Raw genomic sequence first — 22,673 nt, forward strand, 5'->3', positions numbered from 1 at the left:
GTTGCCGTTCGGCACCCCGGGGCCGGGTGGACCGACGGCACCCGGCAGCATGGCGAGGTGGCCCAGCCTTCCCTCCTCGTCGGTGTCCGCGACAACGCGGCCGCCATGCGTGCTGGCGGCGACCTCGCCGGCGCGTGCGAATACCTGCTTCGGGCGCTGGATTCGGCCCGCGACGCCTTCGGCACGGACGAACCAGAGGTCCTGTGGACCGCGCACCTGCTGGCCCGCCTTCGACGTGAGGCCGGCGACCAACCAGCCGCCCGGCGGCTGTTGGAGGAGTCGCTGGCAGCAGGCGAACTACGGTTGGGTGACCGGGCGCCGGTCATGCTGGCAATCGCGTACGAGCTCGCGACGCTCGCCGAAGAACTGGGCAACCGGCATGAGGCCCGCCGCAACTTCGCCCGGGTCGCCGCCGCCGGCCCGGCGCAGCTCGGTGATGACCACTGGCAGGTCCGTGCGGCCCGGGAGTACCTGGCCGACTCGTCGGTCGCCCCGGTCGATCCGGCTCCCACCGCTGCGCAGCGCGAGCCAGACCTGCTGACCCGGCCGGTACCGCCCAGCCAGCCGACACCCCCGGCACCGGCACCCCCGGTTTCCGGCCGGAAGGTAACGACCGCCGCCGATCGACCGCCGCCGTTGTCCACCGCCGTGACCGGACCGGCCGCAGGCGTCGCGGCACCATCGCGGTCCCTACCGGTCGTCGTCGCGGTCGGCGCTGCGGCCGCAGCGGTCATCGCCGCCGTGGTCGTGGTCATCGTGGGCGTCACCGTCCTGCTCGACGGACGAACCACCACACCGACCGGACCGGGGCGTCCAGGGTCCGACCCCACTACGGTCGGCGACCCGCCGACCGCCCTGCGGCTGACCGACGACACCACGGCCGTGACGCTGGCCTGGTCCGACCCGACCGCTGGAACGGTGCCGTTCATCGTCGCAAGTGGCCGCAGCGGACAACAACTCGGCGCACTCGCCACGGTCAATCCCGGCCAGACCGTATTCACCGTGAACGGGTTGAATCCCGAACTCGACTACTGTTTCGCGGTGCTCGCCGTCTACTCCGCCGACGAGTACGTCCCCTCGGACCAGGTCTGCACCGACCGTCGGACAGCCGATCCGGACTAGTCGACAAACTCGGAGTTGATCAGCGGAAACACGAATTCCCGAGCAGTTCCTCGGTAATCCCGTCCGACGTTGTCCACAGGGGCGGTCAGAGAAGTTTCCGGTCGGCGTGACGGCCCCATAGGATGGCCTCCGGCCGGGTACCGGGGCGGTCCCGGCCGGCGACGACCGACGATACGGACGACGGACACCAGACGACCGACGGGGCGGAAGGCGACCTACTGTGGTCACCACGGGCGACGGCAGCACAGCCGACGGCGGCACACACGACGGCGGCACACGGCAGAGCGGCGGCCCCAACGGCCGGCGACGCCGCGGCCGCGGCACGCTGGTGACTGTCGGCACGGTCGCCGCAGTCGTCGTCGGTATGGGGCTCACCGTACTCGGGCTCGGCGCGGCCGACCACGCGGCGGCCGGCTACGACGCGAGTTCGTGGTTGTGGAGCTCCGCCCGAAGTGAGCTGGCCAGGGTCAACGGGCTCACCGGGCGGGTCGACACCCGGGTCGAGGTCGCCGACGCCCAGGGCCACCAAACTCAGGTGGTGCAGACGGACCAGTTCCTGATCCTGCGGGAACTGGCCACCGGCAAGGTGAGCTCGCTCGATCTCGCCACGTTGCAGGTCGGCGCGACAGTCCGGAGCACGACCGGGCTCGGGGTGAGCGTGGCGATGCAAGGCGACGCGGCCTTCATCATCGACGCCGTCCAGGGCGTGGTTCGCCAGATCGACCCCAGGTCACTGCAGCCCGTCGGCGACCCGGTGCGCTACCCGCCGGGGATCGCCGGTGGACACTTCGACGGCGCCGGTCGGCTGTGGATCGCAGTGCCGAGCGAGGGCACCGTCTCGGCGATCACCGCCGCGCCGCTGCCGAGCGACCCGGCGCAGGGCGCGGCGGAGTCCGTCTTCGACTCATCGATCCCCCAGCCGGCCGCTACCGGGCCGGAAACGGACGCCGCCAATGCCGCCGCCGGGCCGACCCAGGTCCGGACCGTGCCGGTCGCCCCGCCCAGCAACGAGTTGACCATCTCCGCGCTCGACGACGGCGTCGCGGTGCTCAACCGGACGGCCGGCGCACTGACCCTGCTGCGCGGCGGCGACCGCCGCGAGGTGCCGCTCGACCTGGACGGTCCGGGCGTTCTGCCGGCCCGCACGACCGGCAGCCTGGTCGCAGTCACCGTTCCCGATCGGCGACGTATCGTCCTGGTCGACGACGACGAGGTCCGGCAACTTTCGGTGCCGGGCAGCGGATCCGCACTACGTCCCGCCGTCAGCTGGGCGGGTCGGGTCTACTGCGCCGACGAACGCAGCCGGGAGATCTTCGCGTTCGACGGAGCGGGAGCACTGCTCCCGTCGATCGACGTCACCGAAACCAGCGGCCCGCTCGACCTGGAGGTCCGGGAGAACCACCTGTTCATCAACGCGCCCGACGCGGCCACCGCCCGAGTCGTCACCGACACCCACGAGGTACGGCAGGTGGACAAGTACGCCAACGACATCCTCGGCGGTGACCCACCGCCGGCGCCACCACCACCGCCACCGCCGCCACCGGAGCCGACGGTCGGCCGACCGGGTGCGCCACGCGCGGTCAGCGCGGCAGCCGGCGACACCACCGTACGGGTCAGCTGGCAGGCGGCCGCGGACAACGGCTCGAGCATCCAGCGGTACGTGGTCACCGGCGACGGCCGCAGCTTCGAGGTGGGAGCCAACCAACGGTCGTTCGAGGTCACCGAGCTGGTCAACGGCGAGACGTACCGGTTCTCGGTCCATGCGGTCAACGCCGAGGGCGCGGGTCCCGAGCGGGAGTCCAACCCGGTCGTCCCCACCGCCGAGGTGCCCGACGCCCCGGCGAAGGTCACCGCGCAGGCCCGCGCGGACGGCTCGGTCGCGGTGAGCTGGCCGGCCGCCGACGGCCAGGGCAACGTCATCGGCGGCTACACGGTCACCGCGGTCTCGGCCGAGGCCACGGCGCCGGTCGGCGCCGCTTCCGGCACCGAGCTGGTCCTCGCGCCCGGGTCGCTCGACTACGGCACGCAGTACGCGTTCACCGTTGTCGCGGTCAGCGACCAGGGAGCCAACTCGACGGCGTCACCGTTGAGCAACTCGGTGGTGCCCTTCACGGTCCCGGGCGAGCCGGCGGCGGTCGAGGCGACCACCGTCGCCGACCAGCGGGGAGCCCTCCGGGTCGGCTGGTCCCCAGCGCCGGGCAACGGGCGGCCGATCATCCGATACGTGGTGACCGTCGGCGACCAGCGCACCGAGGTTGCCGACGGCACCGCCGTCGCCCTGACCGGGCTGGGCGACGGGGCCGACGTGACGGTCTCGGTGCATGCGGTCAACGAGGCCGGTGCCGGCCCGCCGGTGAGTACGACGGCCCGTACCGTCGCCGAGCCGAAGGTCACCGTCACCGGTGCCACCGCCGGCACCAACGCGGTCACCCTGAGCTTCTCGGTGGACGCCGGTGGCGGGAACGTCATCTGCAGCGCGGCGGTCGACGGTGCGGCGGCTGTCACCGGCAGCTGCGACAGCATCCGGGTCGGCGGACTCTACCCGGGACGGTCCTACCAGTTCACCGTCCGGGCCAGCAACGCGGCCGGCACCGGCACCGCCACCCACAGCCGGGCGACTGGGGCCCTGCACGGCACCGCCACCTGCGTCAACGGTCCGGACGGCGAGCAACGCACCTACTGCGACGACGACGTTCCCGGTCGCAACGGCAACGAGATCTTCTCCGTGCCGGAGCAGGACAACAGCCGCCAGGTCGGCTGGGTGCCCGACGGCACCCGACTGACCGCGCTGTGCCGCCGCCAGGGCGGGCACGTCGACGCCTGGATCTACAACGACGGCAAGGCCAGCACCTGGTGGATCCGGGTGGAGTACCGCGGAAAGAACTACATCCCGTGGGCCTGGTTGAACCTGGCCGGCGGCGACGACCTGAACCAGCTGCCCACCTGCTGACACCGCTCACCCGGACAGCTACCGATCCACCCCGGCGAGGAGACCAGCCGCAGTGACCACGACCACCCCGCTGACGCCCCACGAGGTAGCCGGCTTCGCCTCGACCGCCACCCGGCTGGCCGGGGAGATCTCCACCGTGGTGCTGGGCAAACCGCAGGTGGTGCGACTGGCCCTGACGGCCCTGTTCGCGCAGGGCCACGTCCTGCTGGAGGACGTCCCAGGGGTGGGCAAGACCACCCTGGCACGAGCCGTCGCCGCCACGGTGCGCGGCCACTGGCGGCGGATCCAGTTCACCCCCGACCTGTTGCCCGCCGACGTGTCCGGGGTGACCATCTTCAACCAGTCCACCCAGGGGTTCGAGTTCCATCCCGGCCCGGTGTTCGCCAACATCGTCATCGCCGACGAGATCAACCGCGCCTCGCCCAAGACCCAGTCGGCGCTGCTGGAGGTGATGGAGGAACGCACGGTCACCGTGGACGGCGTCCGGCATCCGGTGCCCCGGCCGTTCCTGGTGGTGGCCACCCAGAACCCGGTCGAGATGGACGGCACCTACCGGTTGCCGGAGGCCCAGCTGGACCGGTTCCTGGTCCGGTTGTCGGTCGGCTACCCCGATGAGCAAACCGAGATCGAGGTGCTGCGCGGAGCGACCCTGCGGTCCCCTGAGACACTCGAGCCGGCGACCGACACGGCCACCGTCGGCCAGCTCATCCAACTGGCGCAACGGGTGCACATCGCCGACCCGTTGTACGGGTACGCGGTGCGGCTGGCGGCCGCGACCAGGACACACCCGCAGATCCGGGTCGGGGTCAGTCCACGCGGGGTGATCGCCCTGACCCGGGCGGCCTGCGCGTACGCGCTGATCGGCGGCCGGGGATTCGTGCTGCCCGAGGATCTGAAGGCCCTGCTGGAGCCGGTCTTCGCGCACCGGCTGCTACTCACCGCGGACGCCCAACTGCGCGGCGTCACGGCGGCCGAGGTGCTCGCCGACGTGGTCCGGTCGGTCCCGGTACCGCTGCCGGCCGGCCAGCCGGCAGCGGCCGGGGTCTGAGCCGCCGGCCCATGAACGTCACCGCCCGCTGTCTCGGCCTCGGCGTCACCGCCGCGCTGCTCACCGCCGTCGGGTCCGTGCTCGGCTATCCGGAGCTCGCACTGCTCGGCACCGCCGGGCTGACGGTGGTCGGCTACGCGGCCGGCTACGCCCTGTGGCAGCCCCGGCTGTCGGTACGCCGTACCGTCGCACCCGACCGGGTGAACCGGGGCGACGTGTGCACCGTGACGTTGCAGGTCGGCAACCTGCGGCGGTGGGGCGTGGCGAGCGTCCTCGCCGAGGAGCGGTGCGGCCGGCGGTGGGTTCCGGTGCCGCTGGCCCGGTTGCGCTCCGGCGCCACGACCACGGTGCGCTATCCGGTGCCCACCGATCGCCGGGGTGTGCTCCCGGTCGGCCCGTTGCGGGTGCTCCGCCGCGACCCGTTCGGCCTGGTCGCCGTCGCGCGCGCGGACGGCGAGCCGGTCCGGGTGTGGGTCCGGCCGCAGGTGCATCCGCTGCGCGCGGTGCCGGCCGGGATCGCCCGGAGCCTGGACGGCCGGATTGACCGGGTGCCGCACGGCAGCATCACCTTCGACTCGTTGCGGGAGTACGTCGTCGGCGACGAACTGCGCCGGGTGCACTGGCGGACCAGCGCCCGGATCGGCCAGCTGATGGTGCGGGAACACGTCGACACCAGTCTGCCCCGGATGGTGGTGCTGCTGGACAACCGGACGGTCGCATACCACGACCAGGTTGACGGGGCGTCGGCGACGTTCGAGTCGGCCTGTGAGGCGGCGGCGTCGGTCGTCGACGCAGCGACCCGGGCCGACCTTCCGGTGCTGCTGCGGATGGTCGTCGACCAGCCGCCGGAGGACACGCCGAGTCGGCACCCGCTGGACCGACTGGCCGAGGTCACGCTGGCCGGCGCCGACCGGCTCACCGGCGGGGACCCGGTCCGGCAGATCTGCGACCAGCTGCGCCAGCAACGACCCGGCGACACACTGGTCTATCTGGCCGGCACCGGTGATCCGGACGCCGTCGCCCGTGTCGGTGGGCTACGGGGCGTCTTCGCGTCCATCCTGGTTGGCCGGATCACCGGTGCCGTCGGCCGGCCGGCGGGCGGGCCACCGGCGGCGGGTGCCTCGACCGGGCTGACCGGTGTGCTCCTCGTCGAGGCGGCCGACGGTGCCGGCTTCGCCGCCGGCTGGGACGCGGCAGGTGACCGGTGACCGGTGACCAGGCGACCGGGCTGGCGCGTCTCGGTGCGGTGGCGGCGGCGCTGATCGCGATGGTCGGCTCAGCAGCGGTCCTGCTCGGCCGGATCTACGACGGGGCGGCGGCCACCTGGCTGATCGCCGGCGCCGGCTTGGCGGCGGTGCTGGTCGGCACATTCGCCCGGCGGCTACCGAACTGGCAGGTGGCGCCGCTGTCGGTCGTGCTGATGGCTGGCTACCTGCTGGCGGCCGGATGGTGGACGGCGGACCGGGCGGAGCTGACCAGCCCGGTGACCCGGCTACTCGCCGATGCCGCCGCGAACGGGGTGCCCCGGCTGCTGACCGCGATGATTCCGATGGAGGCGGTGCCGGACACGGTGGTGGTTCCGGTCGTGGCCAGCTGGCTCGCCGGCTTCACCGCAGCCGAGCTCGCGGTACGGGCCCGGCGTATGCTGCTCGGCTGCCTACCGCCGCTGCTGTTGTTCGGCGCGGCGGCGTTCGTGGTCGGGCCGAACGCCGAGCCGGCCCGGTGGCCGGCGCTGCTGTTCGTCGCGGCGGCGGCGGTCGGGCTGCTGGCCACCGCGGCACCGGTGCCCGCTGCCCGACCGCGCGAGCCAGCGGCAACGGTGGACCAGCCGGCCGGGCCGGGCAGCGGTGGCGGTGGTGGTGGCGCGCTGACGGCGGTACGGCTGCGGACGGCGGCGGTGTCGTTGGCCGGCGCGGCCACCGTACTGCTGCTGGTGGCGGTGAGCGCCCCGTGGGTGGTGGCCCGGATCGCGACGACCGATGTCGACCCACGTCGGTACGTCGCGCCGCCGCAGGTGGAGATTCTCGACGAGAATCCCCTGATCAGGATCTCCGGTTGGGCGCTCAATCCCGACCAGCCGCTGTTCGACCTGCAGGTCGGCGCGTCGCCGGTGTCGACGGTGGACGGGCGACGAGCTGCTGGGGCCGGCCCACATCCGACCGGAGACGGTGCGCTGCGGTTGACCCTGGCTGTGCTGCACGACTACGACGGCGTCACCTGGCGGGTCGGCGGGACCTATCGCAACGCCGGCCGGGTGCTGCCGTCGGTCCGCGACGCCGCGGCGTCGCGGACCGACGCGTTGTCGACGGACGCCGTACGCCAGGAGATCACCGTGGCCGAGCTGTCCGGCCGGCTGCTGCCCGCGATCACCGCCCCGGTACGGGTCGACGGCGTCCGGGTGGCCTACGACCGGGCCAGCAGCACCTTGCTGCACCCCGAGGGTCTCACTTCCGGCGTCACGTACGCCGTCGACTCGGTGCCGCTTCGACCACCGCTGAACGCGCTGACCACCGCAGACGTGCCGGCCGGAGAGTCGGTTACCCGGACGCTGCGGGTGGCTGACGGGGTGCCCGCGGAGATCCGTCGGCTCGCCCAGCAGCTCGCCCGGGACAACGGTGCGCCGTACCAGCGGGCGCTGGCCGTCGAGCAGTTCCTCGCCGACCACTACCAACTTGTCGCCGACGCGCCGAGCGGGCACGCGTACCCGAATCTGGGTTTTTTCCTCTTCGGGCCGCGCGAGGCCGGCGGCCAGCGGGGCACCTCCGAGCAGTTCGCCGCCGCCTACGCGCTGCTCGGCCGGCTGATGGGGCTGCCCACCCGGGTGGTCGTCGGATTCGTGGTGCCGTCCGGTGAAGCGACGGTGCACGGCAGGCACGCGGTGGCCTGGCCAGAGGTGCTCTTCTCCGGTGTCGGTTGGGTGCCGTTCGATCCGCTGCCCCGACCGGACAGCACGCCGCGCCCGATCGAGGAGGAGTTCCGGCCGGCACCGGACGAGCCGACGCCGCCGGTCGAGCCCTCCGCGCTACCGACGGTCAACCCGCCGCCGTCGACTCCGCCGCCAGCGGCCTCCGCGCCGCCGGGCGGCCGGCCGTCCGGCTGGCTGCTCGGCGTCGTCGCGGCGACGGTGGCCGGGGCCGGCGCGGCCGGATGGGTCGGCGTCGTCCTGCTGCTACGTCGCCGGCTACGCGACCGGCGACTCGACAGCGGCCCGCCCGCGCACCGGATCTGCGGGGCCTGGCTCGAGGTGATCGACGCGCTCCGGCTGGCCGGTCACCCGGCCGGGGTGCACATGTCCGCCAGCGAGGTGGCCGGACACGGTCGGGCGCTGCCGGACGGTGCGGCGCTGCCCCGGCTCGACCCGCTGGCCGAGCTGGTCAACCTCGCCAGCTTCGCGCCGGGGCAGACTGACGACGAGCAGGCCCGGCGCGCCGGCGGTTACGCCACCGTCTGGGTGGCGGCGCTACGTGCCCGGCGGCCGTGGTGGCAGCGGCTTGTCTGGTCGCTGCACCCCGGTCCGCTGCGCTGGGACAGTCGCCGACGGACAGCCGCCACCACCGACACCACCGGGAGCGGTTAGCCTTACCTAAGGACGACGGCGGGAGGCGGACGGTGACCGGTACATCGGGCGACACCCAGGCGGAGTCACTGGCGCAACTGCTCGGTGGGCGACGAGGCGCCATCGACGCCACGCTGCCGGCGGTGGCGTACGGCGTCGGATGGGTGGCCGGTGGGGAGTCGATCTGGGTCGGCGTGTGCAGCGCGGTCGCGGTCGGCGTGGTGATCGCCGGGGTACGCCTACGGCGTGGTGATCGACCCCGGTCGGTGCTGATCGGGCTGCTCGCCGTCTGCGTCGCCGCGGTGATCGCGCTACGCACCGGGCGGGCGTCCGACTTCTTCCTGGTGCAGCTGCTGTCGAACGCGGCGAGCGCACTGGCCTGGGCGTTCAGCATCGTCGTCCGGCGGCCGCTGCTCGGCGTGGTAGTGGGAGCGGTGCTGGGTCAACGGACCGGGTGGCGCCGGGATCCGGCGCTGCTGCGGGCGTACGGCCGGGCCAGCTGGGTCTGGGTCGGGCAGTACGTGACCCGGGTGGCCGTCTTCGTCCCGCTCTATCTCGCCGACCAGGCGATGGCGCTGGCCGCCTTACGGGTCGCGCTAGCCTGGCCGCTGGTCGCCGCCTGCCTGGCGGTGAGCTGGTGGGTGCTCCGCCGGTCGCTTCCGGCCGGGCACCCGGGGATACGCCATCCGTTACCGGCCGACCTACGGTGACGAATCGGCCTCCCGTACGACCCGGGCCGGTACGGATGTGACTAGAGTGACACGCTGTCCCGACCGCATCCGCACAAGGAGGCAGGCGTTTCCGTGGCCGAGAAACCTGCTGACTCCGCTCGCGGCACCAGACGCAGCGACTCGGCTGCGGACAGTGCCCTCACGCAGCCGACCGTCGAGCTGAACGCGCTGCCCGGTGGCCGGCCGCCGGGCCCGAGGGTTCCGGACGCACCAGCGGTCGAGCAGCCAACGGTCGAGCAGCCGATTGTCCAGCCGTCGAGCGCCACGGCTCGCCGGGCCGCGAACCGCCAGGCCGACGCGTTCGACGAACCAACGGTCGAGCAGCCGGTGGTCCGCCCTGCGGCCATCCGTCCCGCTGCCGACGCCACCGATGCGAACCTGCCCGCCGGACCAGCACAACCACCGGTTGGACCGGCCGGCACCGGGCCGGGACCGGCGGAAACCCTGCCGGGACCGGCAGCGGCCGTGCCAGGGCCGGCCCGGACCGCGCCACCGGACGAGCCGGACCGGTTCATCGCACTGGTCCGCCGGTACGGCTGGGTGGTGGCCGCCGGTTCGGTCGCCGCAGTGGCGCTGCTGTGCTCGGCACCGTTCGTCTCCGGCAACGGACTGTTGTGGAGCCCGGCGAGTTCGACGGGCCCGCCGACCGCGACGGCGGGCAGCGCCCCGGCCGCGACCGTCACGCCGGAGGTCACCGACGCCTCGCCGGCAGCCGGCAACGGCGAGCAGTCACCCGAGGTGCGGCAGGCCGAACCGCCGGCCGTGCCCCCCGAACAGCCCGCGTCCGCCCCCGCCCCTCCCCCGCCCCCGTCGGAGGACCCGCCGGCGTCCAGCGCCGCCCCGACCGGCGGCGGCGAGCCGGAACTGCTCGGCCCGGACAACAGCGACGATCTCCGGGGCATGCTGGACAGCTACTGCAAACAGGAGCACGGCGGCGAGTGGATGGCGTGGCCGCGTGACTGGCCGGGCAACGGCACCGACTGGGAGTGCGTCCGGCCGTGGACCCATCATGACCGGGATCTCGACGTCCGCCGGGCCTGCGCCAGCCGGTACGGCGAGCCGGTCATCGCCGAGGCCGGCAGTCGTCGGGACGCGTACAGCTGGCGGTGCTACCGGGGCTGACGTCAGCCGACGAGCACAAGGGTGTGGTGGGCCGACCGGGATCGCTGCGTTGGCCAATCCCGGCCGGCCCACCACGGGCGGGCCTGACCGTGGGTATCAGGCCGTCTGCGGCGGTTCGGCACCGTCGGGCGGTGCCGAACCGTTCGGTGGGACGGTGGTAGGTAGGTGTTGGTTCAGGTGATGGATCGTGGTGAAGGTGTCCGGGCGGGCAGGGCCGGCCGCCCACCCGGACACCGGTCTCAGTTGTTCGGGAACAGGTGACCGAAGTCGGCGTAGGCCATCGCCAGGTCAGCCTGTGCCCAGAACCGGTGGTAGCGGAACTCCGGCTCCGGCCCACCGTTGAGGTACGCCTCGACCTTCGGCCAGTCCGGGTCGTCCAGGTAGAACGACCGGATGTCCAGGAAGCTCACGCCCGGCTCGATCGTGTCGCCGTTGGGCATGGTGCCCGACCAGCCGTTCGGGATGTACAGACCCTGCCCGGTGGAGGCGTTGTAGACGTCGTCGAAGCGACGGTAGTCACCTCTCGTCTCCACGGTGGAGGAGCCCTGCGCGTCGGCGTTGGCGTACAACGCGTCCAGCAGGCCCTTGGCGGTGTCGCGGGCCTCGGTGTCGCCGGAGGCGGCCGCGTACCACATCAGGGTCCGGGCGTAGGCCGAGGCCACGCCGACGTCCTGACCGGTACCGACGACCTCGACGTGCAGGTTGTTGTTGGCACCTGGGTTGCTCGGGTTCCAGGTGTCCGGCGCACCGGTCCACTCCATGGTCGACGGGATCGCAAAGTCCCCGCCGGTGCCGATCTCGGTGTGCGAGATGGCCCACGGCACCCACTTGTCGAGGATCTGCTTGGCCCGGGCGTCACCGGTCACGTAGTAGACCTCGGCCACCCGCTGCAGCGACCAGACCTGCATGCCGAACCACTCGTTGCTGCCCGGGTCGTGGTAGACCGGGTGCTCCGTGTAGTACATGCCGTAGAAGGTCGGGGTTCCCGATGGCGGCTGGGCGTAGGAGCCGTTCCAGCTGTTGGTGGCACCGCCGGCGATGGCACCTTCAGCGGACTGCAGCCACTGGTAGAACTCCATCTGTCGGTCGAAGCTCTCGGTCCAGTCCTGCACCGCGGTGGCGCCGCGCGGCCGCAGCTCGGGCACGTTGGTCAGCGCCCAGGCGGCGAACGGGTTCTGGTAGCCGAAGTGGTTGTGGCTGGAGCCGATCCGCCACGACCAGGCCGCCGAAGTGTCGGTCGCACCACCCCAGGCGTAGTACCAGGACATCAGGTAGTGCGCGGAGTCCTTGCCGGTACCGGCCGGGCAGCTGGTCGCGCCGACGCAGTTGCCGATCCGTTTGAAGTACTTGTCGAACATCGCGTAGCGCAGGTAGTCGCCCATCCGGGCGGCCTTCGCGACGGTGGCCGCGACCTCGCTCTCGTTGCCCTGCTCCTCGGCCCAGACCAGCGCCCAGTAGGCCGCCTGGATGGCGCGGGCGTCGGCGTCCGGGGCGTTGGTGTACTTCCACTGCGACGCCGGGGCGTTGTCCTCGGCGATGAACAGGTCCAGGTAGCCGTTCGGGCCGCCGTGCGCCTTGGTGTCACAGGACGGCTGCGGGACGGTCTCCCAGACCGACTCCTGCGGGCCGCGCTGGAAGGTGTTGATGTACGCGGGGCGGGTGGTGCCGTCACCGCAGAAACCGTAGCCGTAGACGTTGTCCACGTCGAGCAGCCAGTGCATGCCGTAGATCTCGCCGGTGCCGTACGCCGACTGCAGCTCGCTGCGCAGCGGGTCGGTACCGACCGGGACGTTCTGGTCCAGCCGCGACGGGTACTGGTTGGGCTGCAGGTACTCGGCGGCGTACTGCGGGGTGCCGGCGACGCCGGCGGTGGGCTGGTCGGCGGTGCCCGGGATGATGTACTGCTCCATCACCGTCCACGCGTTGTTGAACGGCGCCCAGTTCTCGGTCACCCGACCGTAGTTGGCCTCCAGCCAGATCCAGAAGCTGAACGCCTCCGAGGTGGTCTCGTGACCGTGGTCCGGGGCCTCGACGATCAGCGTCTCGATGGAGTGGTAGGGCACGCCCTCGGGGCTGAAGTACCCCGAGTTCTTGATCTTGCCGTACTGCTCCAGGAAGCGTTCGATGTACTCGTTGTCGCCGCCGGGCGAGTCGTTGTCGATCTCGGTGACCACGATGGCCAGTGGTGCCAGGCCACTCGCCGTGGCGGTGATCGTGGCCGTGCCGCTGACCGTGTCGCTGTCCTCGGCGGCCGACACGGTGACCGTCGCCCCGGTGTTCCAGTTGCTCGGGGTGAGGGTGACCGACGACGGCGACCGGGTGATGCTGTTGTCGCCGGAGATCGCCAGGCTGACCGGTACGTTGCTGGTCGGCGCGGAGCTCAACCGCAGGTTGAAGGTGTTGCTGCCGCCCTCTTCGACGCTCACCGATGACGGCGTGGCGACCAGCGCCGGACCTGGGTTTGCCGGGCTGACCGTGAACGACCGTTCGGCGGTGGCGCTCGCGCCGGCGTTGTCGTACGCCCGGGCCTGCACGGTGTAGCTGCCTGCGGGCAGATCCTCCATGACGTACTGGTACGGGCTCGTGGTGTCGGTGTTGACCAGCAGCCCGTTGCGGTAGAACTCGACCCGGTCGATGGTGCCGTCGGCGTCGCTGGCGGTCGCGGTCAGCGGGACGTCGGCCGGCGCGATGAACGGCCCCGACGGCACCGTCAAACCGACCGTGGGCGGTTGGTTCTCCGACGCGCCGTTACAGGTCACACCGTTGATGGAGAACGAGGTTGGCCGGGGGTTGGAGCCGGTGTGCGAGCCGTTGAAGCCGATGTTGGTGGACTGACCGGTGGCCAGGTTGCCGTTCCAGGCGGCGTTGGTCGCGGTCACCACGTTGCCGGACTGGGTCCAGTTGGCCGACCAGCCCTGGGTGACCCGCTGGCCGCCCGGGAACGTGAAGCGCAGGGTCCACCCGGTGAGCGGATCACCGAGGTTCTCGATGGTCACGTTGGCGGTGAAGCCGTTGTTCCAGTCGTTGGTCGAATAGACGACGTCGCAGGCGGTGGCCGCGTTGGCGACGCCGGGGACGGCGGCGACACCTCCGACGACCATCACGCCAGCGGCGAGCATTGCCAGCCGCCGTCTCGTCGCGGTCAATCTCATGTGCGGGGTTCTCCTCGCGAACCAGGCCGAGGCAGTGAGGTACACCTCGGCTTGGCGCCTTGGGCGCGGTGGGCGATGTCGTGGAGCAGCGCGTCGGACGCCAGGCGCCGGATGGGTGCGACCCGTCCCGGACCGGGGTCTGCATACGACGGAGGGCGCCGGACCGGCGGCTCCGGTTCACTGCGTGGCGCCGTACCGACACGGAGTCGGATGCCCTCGGCTGCCGCTGTCGCGTGGTCTGCTGGCTCCCACCTGCGATGGTCGACAGTGTTACATGGGAGCGCTCCCGCAGCAAGTGGCAACCTTCGACAACCCACCGCAGACCCGGGACGGACTCATGCTGAGCAGGCAATTCACCAGGGAAGGTCGGGCGCGGACGAACTCACTCACGCCACCAACATGTTTCGATCTCGTTTTGGGTCTTTCACAAACCCGTGACGGAGACTACAGTCCAGAACCAACGTCGATGGGAGCGCTTCCATCGATGGATGTGGCAACACGTGAGAGTACACCGTGCCTGCGGTGCTCCGCCGCTCCGGTGGAGCACACCACTACCGGTCGTACAGCTGACGGCGGGCCAGCCCGGACTCCGCCGGCAGCTGCAGACACCACCTGGGAGAGGAGGTGGATCCAGAGCCACTCGCGTGGCCCGGCTCCCGCGCGTCACGCACGACCTGGACGCCAAACCGCTCGTGCGTGAGAGCAACTGATGGTGGGGACGGGGGTTGCCCTCCCCGTCCCCACACTACTTCCCCGCGCCCGGCAGGAAATCGGTCGACCCGGCACCCCGTCCGGCCGTCCGGCCGACGCGACCCGGTTCCACCACCGCCGATCCCCCATCCGCGCCACCTGACCGGCGCATCCGCGCGCCCGTGCCGCACCGCAGTGGATCGGACACCACTGTCAGGAGAGCCCGATGGCCGTACTGTCCCGCCGGCACCTGCACCGCCGGGCCGAGCGTTCCGCCGTCCGCGCAGCGAACGACGATCCGAGCGGCGACCCAGGCCGCGCCACCGGCACCGGCACCGGACGCATCACCGGCGCCGAACCCGGCCGAGCCATCGCCGACCCGGTCGGCCCGGCCGGAGCCGAACCAGCCGGCGCGACCGGAGCCGACCCGGCCGTCCGCCACCGCACCGATCCCGAACGTCCGATCGGTCTGCACTTTCCCAACAACTTCCGCTGGGGCGCGGCGACCTCCGCCTACCAGATCGAAGGCGCCGCCAAAGAGGACGGCCGTGGCGAATCGGTGTGGGACACCTTCAGCCACACCCCCGGTCGGACCCGCGGCGGCGACACCGGCGACATCGCGGCCGACCACTACCATCGGTACGGCCACGATCTCGACCTGATGCGTAAGCTCGGGCTACACAGCTACCGGTTCTCCATCTCCTGGCCACGGATCCAGCCCGACGGGACGGGGCAGCCCAACCGGCGCGGGCTGGACTTCTACCGCCGACTGGTCGCCGGGCTGGTCGAACGGGGCATCGAGCCGATGGCCACCCTGTTCCACTGGGACCTGCCACAGGCGCTGCAGGACCTCGGCGGTTGGGAACAGCGCGACGTCGCGTACCGCTTCGCCGAGTACGCCCAGATCCTGTTCCACGCCCTCGGTAGCGAGGTCCCGATCTGGCTGACGATCAACGAACCCAAGACCGTGGTACAGAACGGCTATCTCAGCGGGCATCACGCACCGGGCCGACCGGACGCGGACGGGGCGTACCTGGTCGCCCACCACCTCCAGCTCGCGCACGGCCTGGCCGTACAGGCGCTGCGCGCCGAGCGGGCCGCGTGCCGGATCGGCCCGGCGCTCAACCTGCATCCCTGCTACCCCGCCGACGGCAGCCCGGCCGCCGCCGCCGCGGCCCGCCTGTACGACGGCTACGAGAATCGGCTGTACCTGGACCCGATCTTCCTCGCCAGCTACCCGGCGGACGTCCTAGCCGATCTCGGTCCGGCCAGCCGGCTGGCCGGTGGGATCCATGACGGTGACCTCGACGTCATCGCCGAGCCGATCGACCTGCTGGCCGTCCAGTACTACACCCCGTTCTACGTCGCCGCAGACGGCAGCACGGTCCGACGCTGGCCGACCTCGGAGGCGGACTGGCAACAGATCTACCCGGACGGCATGTTCGACGTCCTCACCCGGGTGCACCGGGAGTACGGCACCGTGCCGATCACGATCACCGAGAACGGCCTGCCCACCCCGGACCGGCTGGCGGCGGACGGTTCGGTGGACGACCCCGGCCGGGTTGCCTTCCTCCGTGATCACCTTGCCGCCGTGCATCGGGCGATCAGCACCGGCGTCAACGTGGAGAGCTACCACGTCTGGTCGCTGCTGGACAACTTCGAATGGGCCGAGGGATACCAGCAGCGCTGGGGGCTGATATACGTCGACTACCCAACGCAACGGCGGATTTTCAAGCGGAGCGCGCACTGGTACCGGCGGGTGATCGCGGAGAACGCCATCTGACCGAGGCGATGCTCCACGGCCAGGCCGGGCGGGGAGACGACGGGATTACATCCTCCGGTGGAACTCACCGTCGGTAACCAGAAATCCACACCACGCCGCACACGTCCCAGGACAGACTGTGACCATGGTGTTCGGTCCTGGGTTGCGTCTCGACCGGAGATACGTATTGGTCGACCGGATCGGGCTGGGTGGGATGTCCGAGGTGTGGCGGGCCAGCGACGAACTGCTCGGCCGACCGGTCGCGGTGAAGGCGCTCACGCCGCCGATCGCGCCAGCGGTACGGGCCGCCTGTCGGAAGGAGGCCCGGGCCGCAGCCCGGATCACGCATCCGCACGTCACCCAGGTGTACGACTACGGCGAGGCGGCGATAACCGAAACCGACGTGGTGCCGTTCCTGGTCCTCGAACTGGTCGACGGGGAGAATCTCGCCGCCCGACTGGCTGGCGGGCCGCTGCCCTGGCAGGCTGCGGTCTGGTTGACCGCACAGGTGGCCAGCGGCCTGGCCGCCGCCCACCGCATCGGGGTGGTGCATCGGGACATCAAGCCGGGCAACATCATGCTCACCGCCAGTGGCGCCAAGATCCTGGACTTCGGCATCGCCGCAGTGGCCGACGGCCGACCTGCGCCCGACGCCGGCTGGTTACTCGGCACCCCGGCGTACGCCGCACCGGAACGGCTGCACCACTGGCCCGCCCATCCGGCGGCCGACGTCTACGCCCTCGGCGCGCTCTACTACGAGATGCTGACCGGGGCACCACCCGTGCCCGCTGGCAGTTGGCGGGAGGCGGCCGTCCGACTGCAGCGGCCGGACCCGCCGGCGCGGCCCCGCGCCAACGGACTGCCCGCCCCGGCCGCCGACCTCTGCCTCGCCTGCCTGAGCCGGGATCCGGCCCAGCGGCCGGCCGCCGGTGAGGTCGCCGACGCCCTGCACACGGTGCTCGGCGTGATGGTCGAATTCCCGTTGCCCGGTCCGCGCCCGGTTGGCGCTTCGCCCGGCGGCCGGACCTTGGTGGACCGGCTACCGACGGCCCGGCCGGCCGGGCCGGTGCTGCGGCGGGCCGCGTTGGTGACGCAGCCGGACCGGCCGGCACCGCGGCGGGCCGCGATGGTGGTGCGGCCGGCCGGCCCAGCGGGCGCGGCGGACCCGGCCGGCGCACGACCGCCCACCGGCCGCGCCCGGTTGTCCCCGACGGCGGTCGGTCTTGCCGGGGCCGGCGCGGCGGCGCTGCTGGCCTTCGCGGTCGTGGCGGCCGCGGTACTCGGCGCACCTCTGCCGGCCGCCGAACAGGCGGCGGCGCCCTCGCCGGTTGCGACCGCGCCGGCGGCCGAGGCCACCGGGCCACCGACCGGCTCGGACGACACGCCACCGGAGCTGCTGGCCACGGCGGCGCGGGTGGTGGAGCAGTTCGATCTGCTCGTGGCCGACGGCTCCACCGACGGGCGGATCCGTGCGGATGCTGCGGCTGACCTACGCGACGCGGCCGACCAGTTGCGCGTCTCGGTGGCGGAAGGTGCCACGCCCGAGCAGCTACGACACCGGACCGGCGAGCTGAGGTCGAGACTCGCCGGACACCGGCGAGAGGGCACAGTGGACACCGATATTTCCATCCAGCTCGACCTCATGCTCACCACGCTCATGGTGGACGTCGCCGACTGAGTTCAGCGCGGCAGCGCCTGCTGCAATTCGGCGCGCAACGCCGGAGTCAGCATCTCACCAGCCTGCTTGGCCAACCGCGCCATCTCATAGCCGACGACACCGATGTCCGCGTCGCTTGCGGCAAGCGTGGCGAGGATCGAACCGTCCCGGATGTTCATGATCAAAAAGTAGCCGCGGCCCATCTCGACCACGGTCTGCTTCACCACGTCATTGTCGAACATCTGGGCCGCGCCGCTGGTGATGCTCATCAGCCCGGAGGTCACCGCCGACAGCTTGTCGGCGTGGTCCCGGGGCAGATGATCCGAGACCGCGACCAGCAGACCGTCCGAGGACACCACGATGGCATGCGCGACACCCGGCACGCGCTCCGCGAACGCGCTCACCAACCAGCTGAGGTCGCGGGCCTCCTTGCTCAAGGTCTTCACTCTTGCTCCTCCTCACCACGGCGGCCGGCCGGCGCCATGGTCATTTCGCTGGTGTCTTCGGACTCAGCCCGCCGCACACCGCCGTAGAAGCGGGACAGCACGCTGCTGACCGCATCCGGATCCGGCTCGTCGACCGGCGCCGGAACGGGAGCTGCGGGAGATTCGGCGGAAACGGGCAACGACGCCATCGGCACCCGTACCGGCAGTCCCTTGCTGCTGGTCCCGGCGGTCACCGGAACCACCGGCGGCGCTGGTGTCGGTGGCAGCGGAGCGACCGGTCCACGCTGCCGTTCCCACCAGACGCTGCCGCCACCGGCCGCAGCGCCACCGGCCGCAGTGCCACCGGCCGAGGCGCCACCGGCCGAGGCGAGGATGTCCTCGGCCCGCACCGGGGTGGGTCGACGGCCGCCGCGCCGGACCGCCACGGCCCGGTCACCAGCGGCCGGTCCGGCCGGCAGCGCGGTCATCGGACGCAGCGTCGGTACCGCACGCGGCTGCTCGACCACAGCTGGTTGCGCCGGCACGACCGGAACCGGTTCGTCCGCCGGGATCGACGGACGCGCGGCCGGCGGGGCGAACGCCGGCCCATGACCAGCCAGTGCGGCCGGTGGCTGGTTGGCCACCGGGTCACCGGCGCTGGCCCGCACCGCGGCTCCGACGGCACGCATCTCCCTGGTCGGGTAGTCGGTGGGACTACGGCCGGCCGACGCGACGTACGGCGAACTTTCGTCCGGGGTGGCCAGCACCGTGCCGGGGAGCCACACGTTGGCCACCAGCCCACGTTCGGCCGGCCGCAACTGCACCCGTACCCCGAGCCGGGCAGCCAGGTGGCTGACCACGAACAGCCCCATCCGCTCGGAGGCGGCGACGTCGGCGGCGGGCGGCTCGGCCAGGGTCACGTTGGCCTGCTCGATCGCCTCGGCGGACATCCCCATCCCCTCGTCGGTGATCTCGATGAGAACCGACTGGGGCGCGTACTCGTGTCCGGTGACGTGCACGTTGGTGTAGGGCGGGGAGAAGGCGGTGGCGTTCTCCAGCAACTCGGCGAGCAGGTGCACCAGGTCGCCGACCGCGTGTCCGACGATCTGCAGCTTGTCCTCGACGTCGTGGCGGATCCGCGGGTACTGCTCGATCTCGGCGGCGGCGGCCAGGGTCACCGCCGACAGCGCCACCGGGCGGCTCCACCGGCGGCTCGCCTCGGTGCCGGCCAGCACCAGCAGGCTCTCGTCGTTGCGGCGCATCCGGGCGGCCAGGTGGTCGAGCTTGAACAGGTTATCCAGCTGGTCCGGGTCACCCTCGTCGCGTTCCAGCTCGTCAAGCAGCTCCAGTTGCCGTTCGACCAGCACCTGGCTGCGGCGGGCCAGGTTGACGAACATCGCATTGACGTTGCGGCGCATGACCGCCTGCTCCACCGCGACGGTCACCGCGCTACGGTGCACCGCGACGAACGCCTCGGCGACCTCACCGATCTCGTCGCGGGTGCGTACCGCCGCCGGAGGAATCTCGATCTGCGGGACCCCGGACTCCACCGAACGGAGCCGTTGCAGGGTGTCCGGCAGGTCGAGCTGGGCGACCTGCAACGCCTGACTCCGCAGGACACGCAGCGATCGGGCGATCGACCGCCCGATCGCCACCGAGGTGAACAACGCGATGAACAGCACGCCGAGCACCGCCCCGGCGACCAGCACGGTCCGTTGCAGCTGCTGGTCGCTGCGGGCGTCGGCGAGACTCACCGCGCTGCCCAGCACGCTCGACTCGACCTGGCGCAGCAGCTGGTGCCGGTCCTGGCTGGCGGCCCACCAGGCGTCCGGCTCCAGCACCGCCGGGCTGGCGGCGCCACCGACGATGGTGGTTTCCTCCAGTTCCACCGCGGCGACGAACCGGGGGTCGGCGGCGGCCTGGCTGTACCGGGCGATCTGGTTGCCGGTCGCGGTCACCCGAAACTCGGCGAGCGCGGTCAGTTGCTGTGCCCGTAGGTCGGTCAGGCTGACCTGGTCCTCGGGGCCGTACCGGCCGGCCCGGGCGGCGGCGTACAGCTGTGCGCGAATCCGGGAGCCGAGCTCCTTGACCCGGGCCAGCTGGACGCTGCGCAGCACCGCCTGGGTCAGCTCCGGTCGGTCCTGACCTGGCGACGGTTCGGCGAGCAGTTCCAGCAGAGCGTCGATGGCCCGGGTGTAGTTGCCGAAGACAGTGTCGGCCCCGACCGCGCCGCCGGAGATGGACTCACGCAGCTGTGGCAGCTGGTCCAGCGATTCGAGCACCCGGCTGTAGGCGGTCTGCCAGGCCGCGTCCCCGCCGGACTGCGCACCGGCGGCGGCCAGGAAGTCGGCGATCCGGCGGTCGACCGCGTCGTAGTGCGGCTGCAGCACCTCGACGCTGCGCTCCGGGTCGAACCCGACGCCGGCCTGCCGGACCGCGAGTTCCCCGGCGGACCGGTCGCGTTCCTGCTGCAGCTCGTGTACCAGCGCGGTGACCTGCTCGCCGATCTGCACTTGGCGGGCGAACTCGTTGAGTGCCGTCGCCTGGCCGACCAGTGAGCCGGTCTGTACCGAGGCGACCACCAGGAACGCCACCGATGGGACGATCAGAACTGCAGCGAGCTTCGCGCCCATCCGCCAGTCCCGGGGGCGCAGCCGGAGCCGACGACGGTGTGGCGTCACCCCGTCGTCGTCGGTCAGGCGACGGCGGGGGTACGGCACCGCGTTGTCGTACGGGCCACCGGGAGCTACCACCACGCCTCCTCGCAGTTTCCCCGACACCGGCCAAGCCGAGGAGCGGAGTCCATCCAACCAGGCCACGTTCCGCTGTCAACGCGGCGACCTGCGGGAAGACTCACGAAGGATACAGTGGCTGACTGGCGGGTAGCTTACCCGCCGACTCGCCATCGTCCGTCCGGCCGATGTCGCGTGCCGGCCCCGGCCCGTCGAGCCGGCCGAGCGCCACCAGCGCGGCCCCGGTGGCGCCGACCTCGGGCTCGGCCATGTAGCGCACCTGACGCGGGGCGAGTGCCGCACCGAACGCTCGACGCCACCAGTTTGACGCGGCGAGTGCGCCACCGCCGAGAACGACCTCGTTCACCGGGCCGGCCATCGTCGACTCGATCTCGTCCAGGTCACCGGCCACCTGCCGGCATACGCCCTCCATCAGCCCGGCGAAGATGTCGACCGCCGTGGTGCCGAACCCCAGTCCGCGCAGCTCGCCGGAGCCGGCCGGGGCTCGGCCCGGCGGGCGGTCGCCGCCGAACCGGGGATCCGCCGGTACGCCCTCACCCGGCTCGATCAGTTCCAGCGCCCGTTCCAGCTCGGCGCCCTGCGGCAGGCGCAGTTCCCGGTTCGCCCAGCTGTACAGGTTGCCGCCGGCGGAGTAGGCCCGGCCGGTGACGATCCGGGTGTGGTCGACCCGGTAGCGCCACAGGTGCGCGGGCAACGGCGGCAACGGGACCCCCTGCGCGGCCAACTGAACCACTCGTACCGCCGCTGAGGTGCCGACGGTGACCGCGGCCCGACTGGGGTCCAGACATCCGGAGCCGATGTTGGAGGCGGCACCGTCGCCGATCGTCGGGGTCCACGGCACGCCGGCCAACGCCGGCCAACGCCGGGCGAACTCGGCCCGCAGCTGCCCACGCCAGTCCGCCGGGGCCAGCTCCGGAAGCTCACCGCGACGCACCTCGGCCAACTGCACGGCCTCGGGGTCCCACTGCATGGTCACCAGGTCGAGCATGCCGGTGCCGGATGCCTGGGACACCGACATCGGCGCAGGCCCGAGCAGACCGGTCAGCACATACTCCGGCAGGCCGACGAAGCACGCCGGCCGGCCGCCGCAGTGGCGGCGCAGCCACGGCAGTCGCACCGTCCAGTAGAAGCGGTGCCACCAGGCGCCGGTGCGCTGGTGGAAATCGGTTTCGTCGGCTGGCGCGGCCGCACCGGGCAACGCGGCCGGCCGGGTGTCCAACCAGGTCATCAGCGGGCCGATCGGGGCACCGGCAGGATCCAGCGGCAACACCGAGTGCCACTGGGCCGCCGAGGCAACCAGCTCGACACCGTCGAGCCGGCCGGCCGAGTCGAGCTCGTCGACGCAGTCGATGAGAGCGGCCAGGTAGTCGGCCGGGTCGAGGGTCGCGGCGCCGTCCCGGTCGACCGCCAGCGCCACCTTGCGGCGGGCCAACGCGTCCTGCTGCGGCGCGGCCGCGTTGTCGAGGATCAGGCCGCGCACCGAGGAGGTGCCGAGATCGAGGGCGAGGATGCTCATCGTCGATCACCGTACCCAGCCACGGGCCTGGACCGGTATGCTGTCGCCATGCTCGCGCTCACTCGTTGCTGGTGGCCCGCCGACCTGGCGGCCCCGCCGCGCGTCTAGCGCGAAACCATCCGGCCGCCCGTCGAGGCGGCCACCGGGTTCCCACCTGGGCAGTTCCTCGCCGGGCCGCCCGAAGCCCGG

The 22,673-nt window shown here is 72.1% G+C and carries 13 protein-coding genes; 9 read left to right on the top strand and 4 right to left on the bottom strand.

From position 1 onward, the window contains the following. The first annotated feature begins 105 nt into the window (after positions 1 to 105). From O7621_RS22760 to O7621_RS22790, 7 genes are all read left to right on the top strand, one after another. Positions 106 to 1,122: a tetratricopeptide repeat protein gene (locus tag O7621_RS22760; RefSeq protein ID WP_282234692.1), complete on the top strand. Its 1,017-nt coding sequence runs from the start codon at positions 106 to 108 to the stop codon at positions 1,120 to 1,122. 328 nt (positions 1,123 to 1,450) lie between these two features. Beyond that, positions 1,451 to 4,072 (top strand): fibronectin type III domain-containing protein, encoded by a 2,622-nt coding sequence (locus tag O7621_RS22765; RefSeq protein WP_282234693.1) that lies wholly within the window; start codon positions 1,451 to 1,453, stop codon positions 4,070 to 4,072. Between the two features lie 52 nt (positions 4,073 to 4,124). After that, the gene (locus O7621_RS22770; protein ID WP_282231143.1) at positions 4,125 to 5,120 is read left to right on the top strand and encodes a MoxR family ATPase; all 996 of its coding nucleotides are present in this window, start codon (positions 4,125 to 4,127) and stop codon (positions 5,118 to 5,120) included. Positions 5,121 to 5,131: 11 nt separating this feature from the next. Then, entirely contained in the window at positions 5,132 to 6,328 is a 1,197-nt protein-coding gene (locus tag O7621_RS22775; protein WP_282231144.1) for a DUF58 domain-containing protein, read from the top strand. Continuing rightward, positions 6,325 to 8,697 carry a transglutaminase domain-containing protein gene (locus O7621_RS22780; RefSeq protein ID WP_282231145.1) on the top strand — a complete coding sequence of 791 codons (2,373 nt, stop codon included), beginning with the start codon at positions 6,325 to 6,327 and terminating at the stop codon, positions 8,695 to 8,697. Before O7621_RS22775 ends, O7621_RS22780 begins: the two co-directional genes overlap by 4 nt. Positions 8,698 to 8,729: 32 nt before the next feature. After that, the gene (locus O7621_RS22785) at positions 8,730 to 9,386 is read left to right on the top strand and encodes a DUF3159 domain-containing protein (RefSeq protein ID WP_282231146.1); all 657 of its coding nucleotides are present in this window, start codon (positions 8,730 to 8,732) and stop codon (positions 9,384 to 9,386) included. A 93-nt stretch (positions 9,387 to 9,479) separates the two neighbouring features. Next, on the top strand, positions 9,480 to 10,529 hold the full coding sequence (locus O7621_RS22790; RefSeq protein ID WP_282231147.1) for a hypothetical protein: 1,050 nt from the start codon (positions 9,480 to 9,482) through the stop codon (positions 10,527 to 10,529). Positions 10,530 to 10,768: 239 nt separating this feature from the next. On the opposite strand, the gene O7621_RS22795 is transcribed toward O7621_RS22790, so the two are convergent. Further along, on the bottom strand, positions 10,769 to 13,681 hold the full coding sequence (locus O7621_RS22795; RefSeq protein WP_282231148.1) for a glycoside hydrolase family 48 protein: 2,913 nt from the start codon (positions 13,679 to 13,681) through the stop codon (positions 10,769 to 10,771). Positions 13,682 to 14,597: 916 nt separating this feature from the next. On the opposite strand from O7621_RS22795, the gene O7621_RS22800 reads away from it, so the two are divergent. Together O7621_RS22800 and O7621_RS22805 are read left to right on the top strand one after the other, a co-directional pair. After that, complete coding sequence (locus tag O7621_RS22800) at positions 14,598 to 16,154, top strand: GH1 family beta-glucosidase (protein ID WP_282231149.1); 1,557 nt, start codon at positions 14,598 to 14,600, stop codon at positions 16,152 to 16,154. A 124-nt stretch (positions 16,155 to 16,278) separates the two neighbouring features. Then, positions 16,279 to 17,811: a serine/threonine-protein kinase gene (locus O7621_RS22805; protein WP_282231150.1), complete on the top strand. Its 1,533-nt coding sequence runs from the start codon at positions 16,279 to 16,281 to the stop codon at positions 17,809 to 17,811. A gap of 2 nt (positions 17,812 to 17,813) precedes the next feature. Here O7621_RS22805 and O7621_RS22810 read toward each other — a convergent pair whose 3' ends face one another. From O7621_RS22810 to O7621_RS22820, 3 genes are all read right to left on the bottom strand, one after another. Next, complete coding sequence (locus O7621_RS22810; RefSeq protein ID WP_199757848.1) at positions 17,814 to 18,227, bottom strand: roadblock/LC7 domain-containing protein; 414 nt, start codon at positions 18,225 to 18,227, stop codon at positions 17,814 to 17,816. Between the two features lie 5 nt (positions 18,228 to 18,232). Continuing rightward, positions 18,233 to 20,968 (bottom strand): nitrate- and nitrite sensing domain-containing protein, encoded by a 2,736-nt coding sequence (locus O7621_RS22815; RefSeq protein WP_282231151.1) that lies wholly within the window; start codon positions 20,966 to 20,968, stop codon positions 18,233 to 18,235. Between the two features lie 100 nt (positions 20,969 to 21,068). Beyond that, positions 21,069 to 22,484 carry an FGGY family carbohydrate kinase gene (locus O7621_RS22820; RefSeq protein ID WP_282231152.1) on the bottom strand — a complete coding sequence of 472 codons (1,416 nt, stop codon included), beginning with the start codon at positions 22,482 to 22,484 and terminating at the stop codon, positions 21,069 to 21,071. Positions 22,485 to 22,673 lie beyond the last annotated feature (189 nt).

Source organism: Solwaraspora sp. WMMD937, assembly GCF_029581175.1.
Lineage (GTDB): Bacteria > Actinomycetota > Actinomycetes > Mycobacteriales > Micromonosporaceae > Micromonospora_E.

Bases quoted from the DNA above. Each gene is read 5' to 3' on its own strand.
- O7621_RS22760 (WP_282234692.1), top strand. From the start codon at position 106: ATGCGTGCTGGCGGCGACCTCGCCGGCGCGTGCGAATACCTGCTTCGG.
- O7621_RS22775 (WP_282231144.1), top strand. From the start codon at position 5,132: ATGAACGTCACCGCCCGCTGTCTCGGCCTCGGCGTCACCGCCGCGCTG.
- O7621_RS22795 (WP_282231148.1), bottom strand. From the start codon at position 13,681: ATGAGATTGACCGCGACGAGACGGCGGCTGGCAATGCTCGCCGCTGGC.
- O7621_RS22800 (WP_282231149.1), top strand. From the start codon at position 14,598: ATGGCCGTACTGTCCCGCCGGCACCTGCACCGCCGGGCCGAGCGTTCC.
- O7621_RS22805 (WP_282231150.1), top strand. From the start codon at position 16,279: ATGGTGTTCGGTCCTGGGTTGCGTCTCGACCGGAGATACGTATTGGTC.
- O7621_RS22820 (WP_282231152.1), bottom strand. From the start codon at position 22,484: ATGAGCATCCTCGCCCTCGATCTCGGCACCTCCTCGGTGCGCGGCCTG.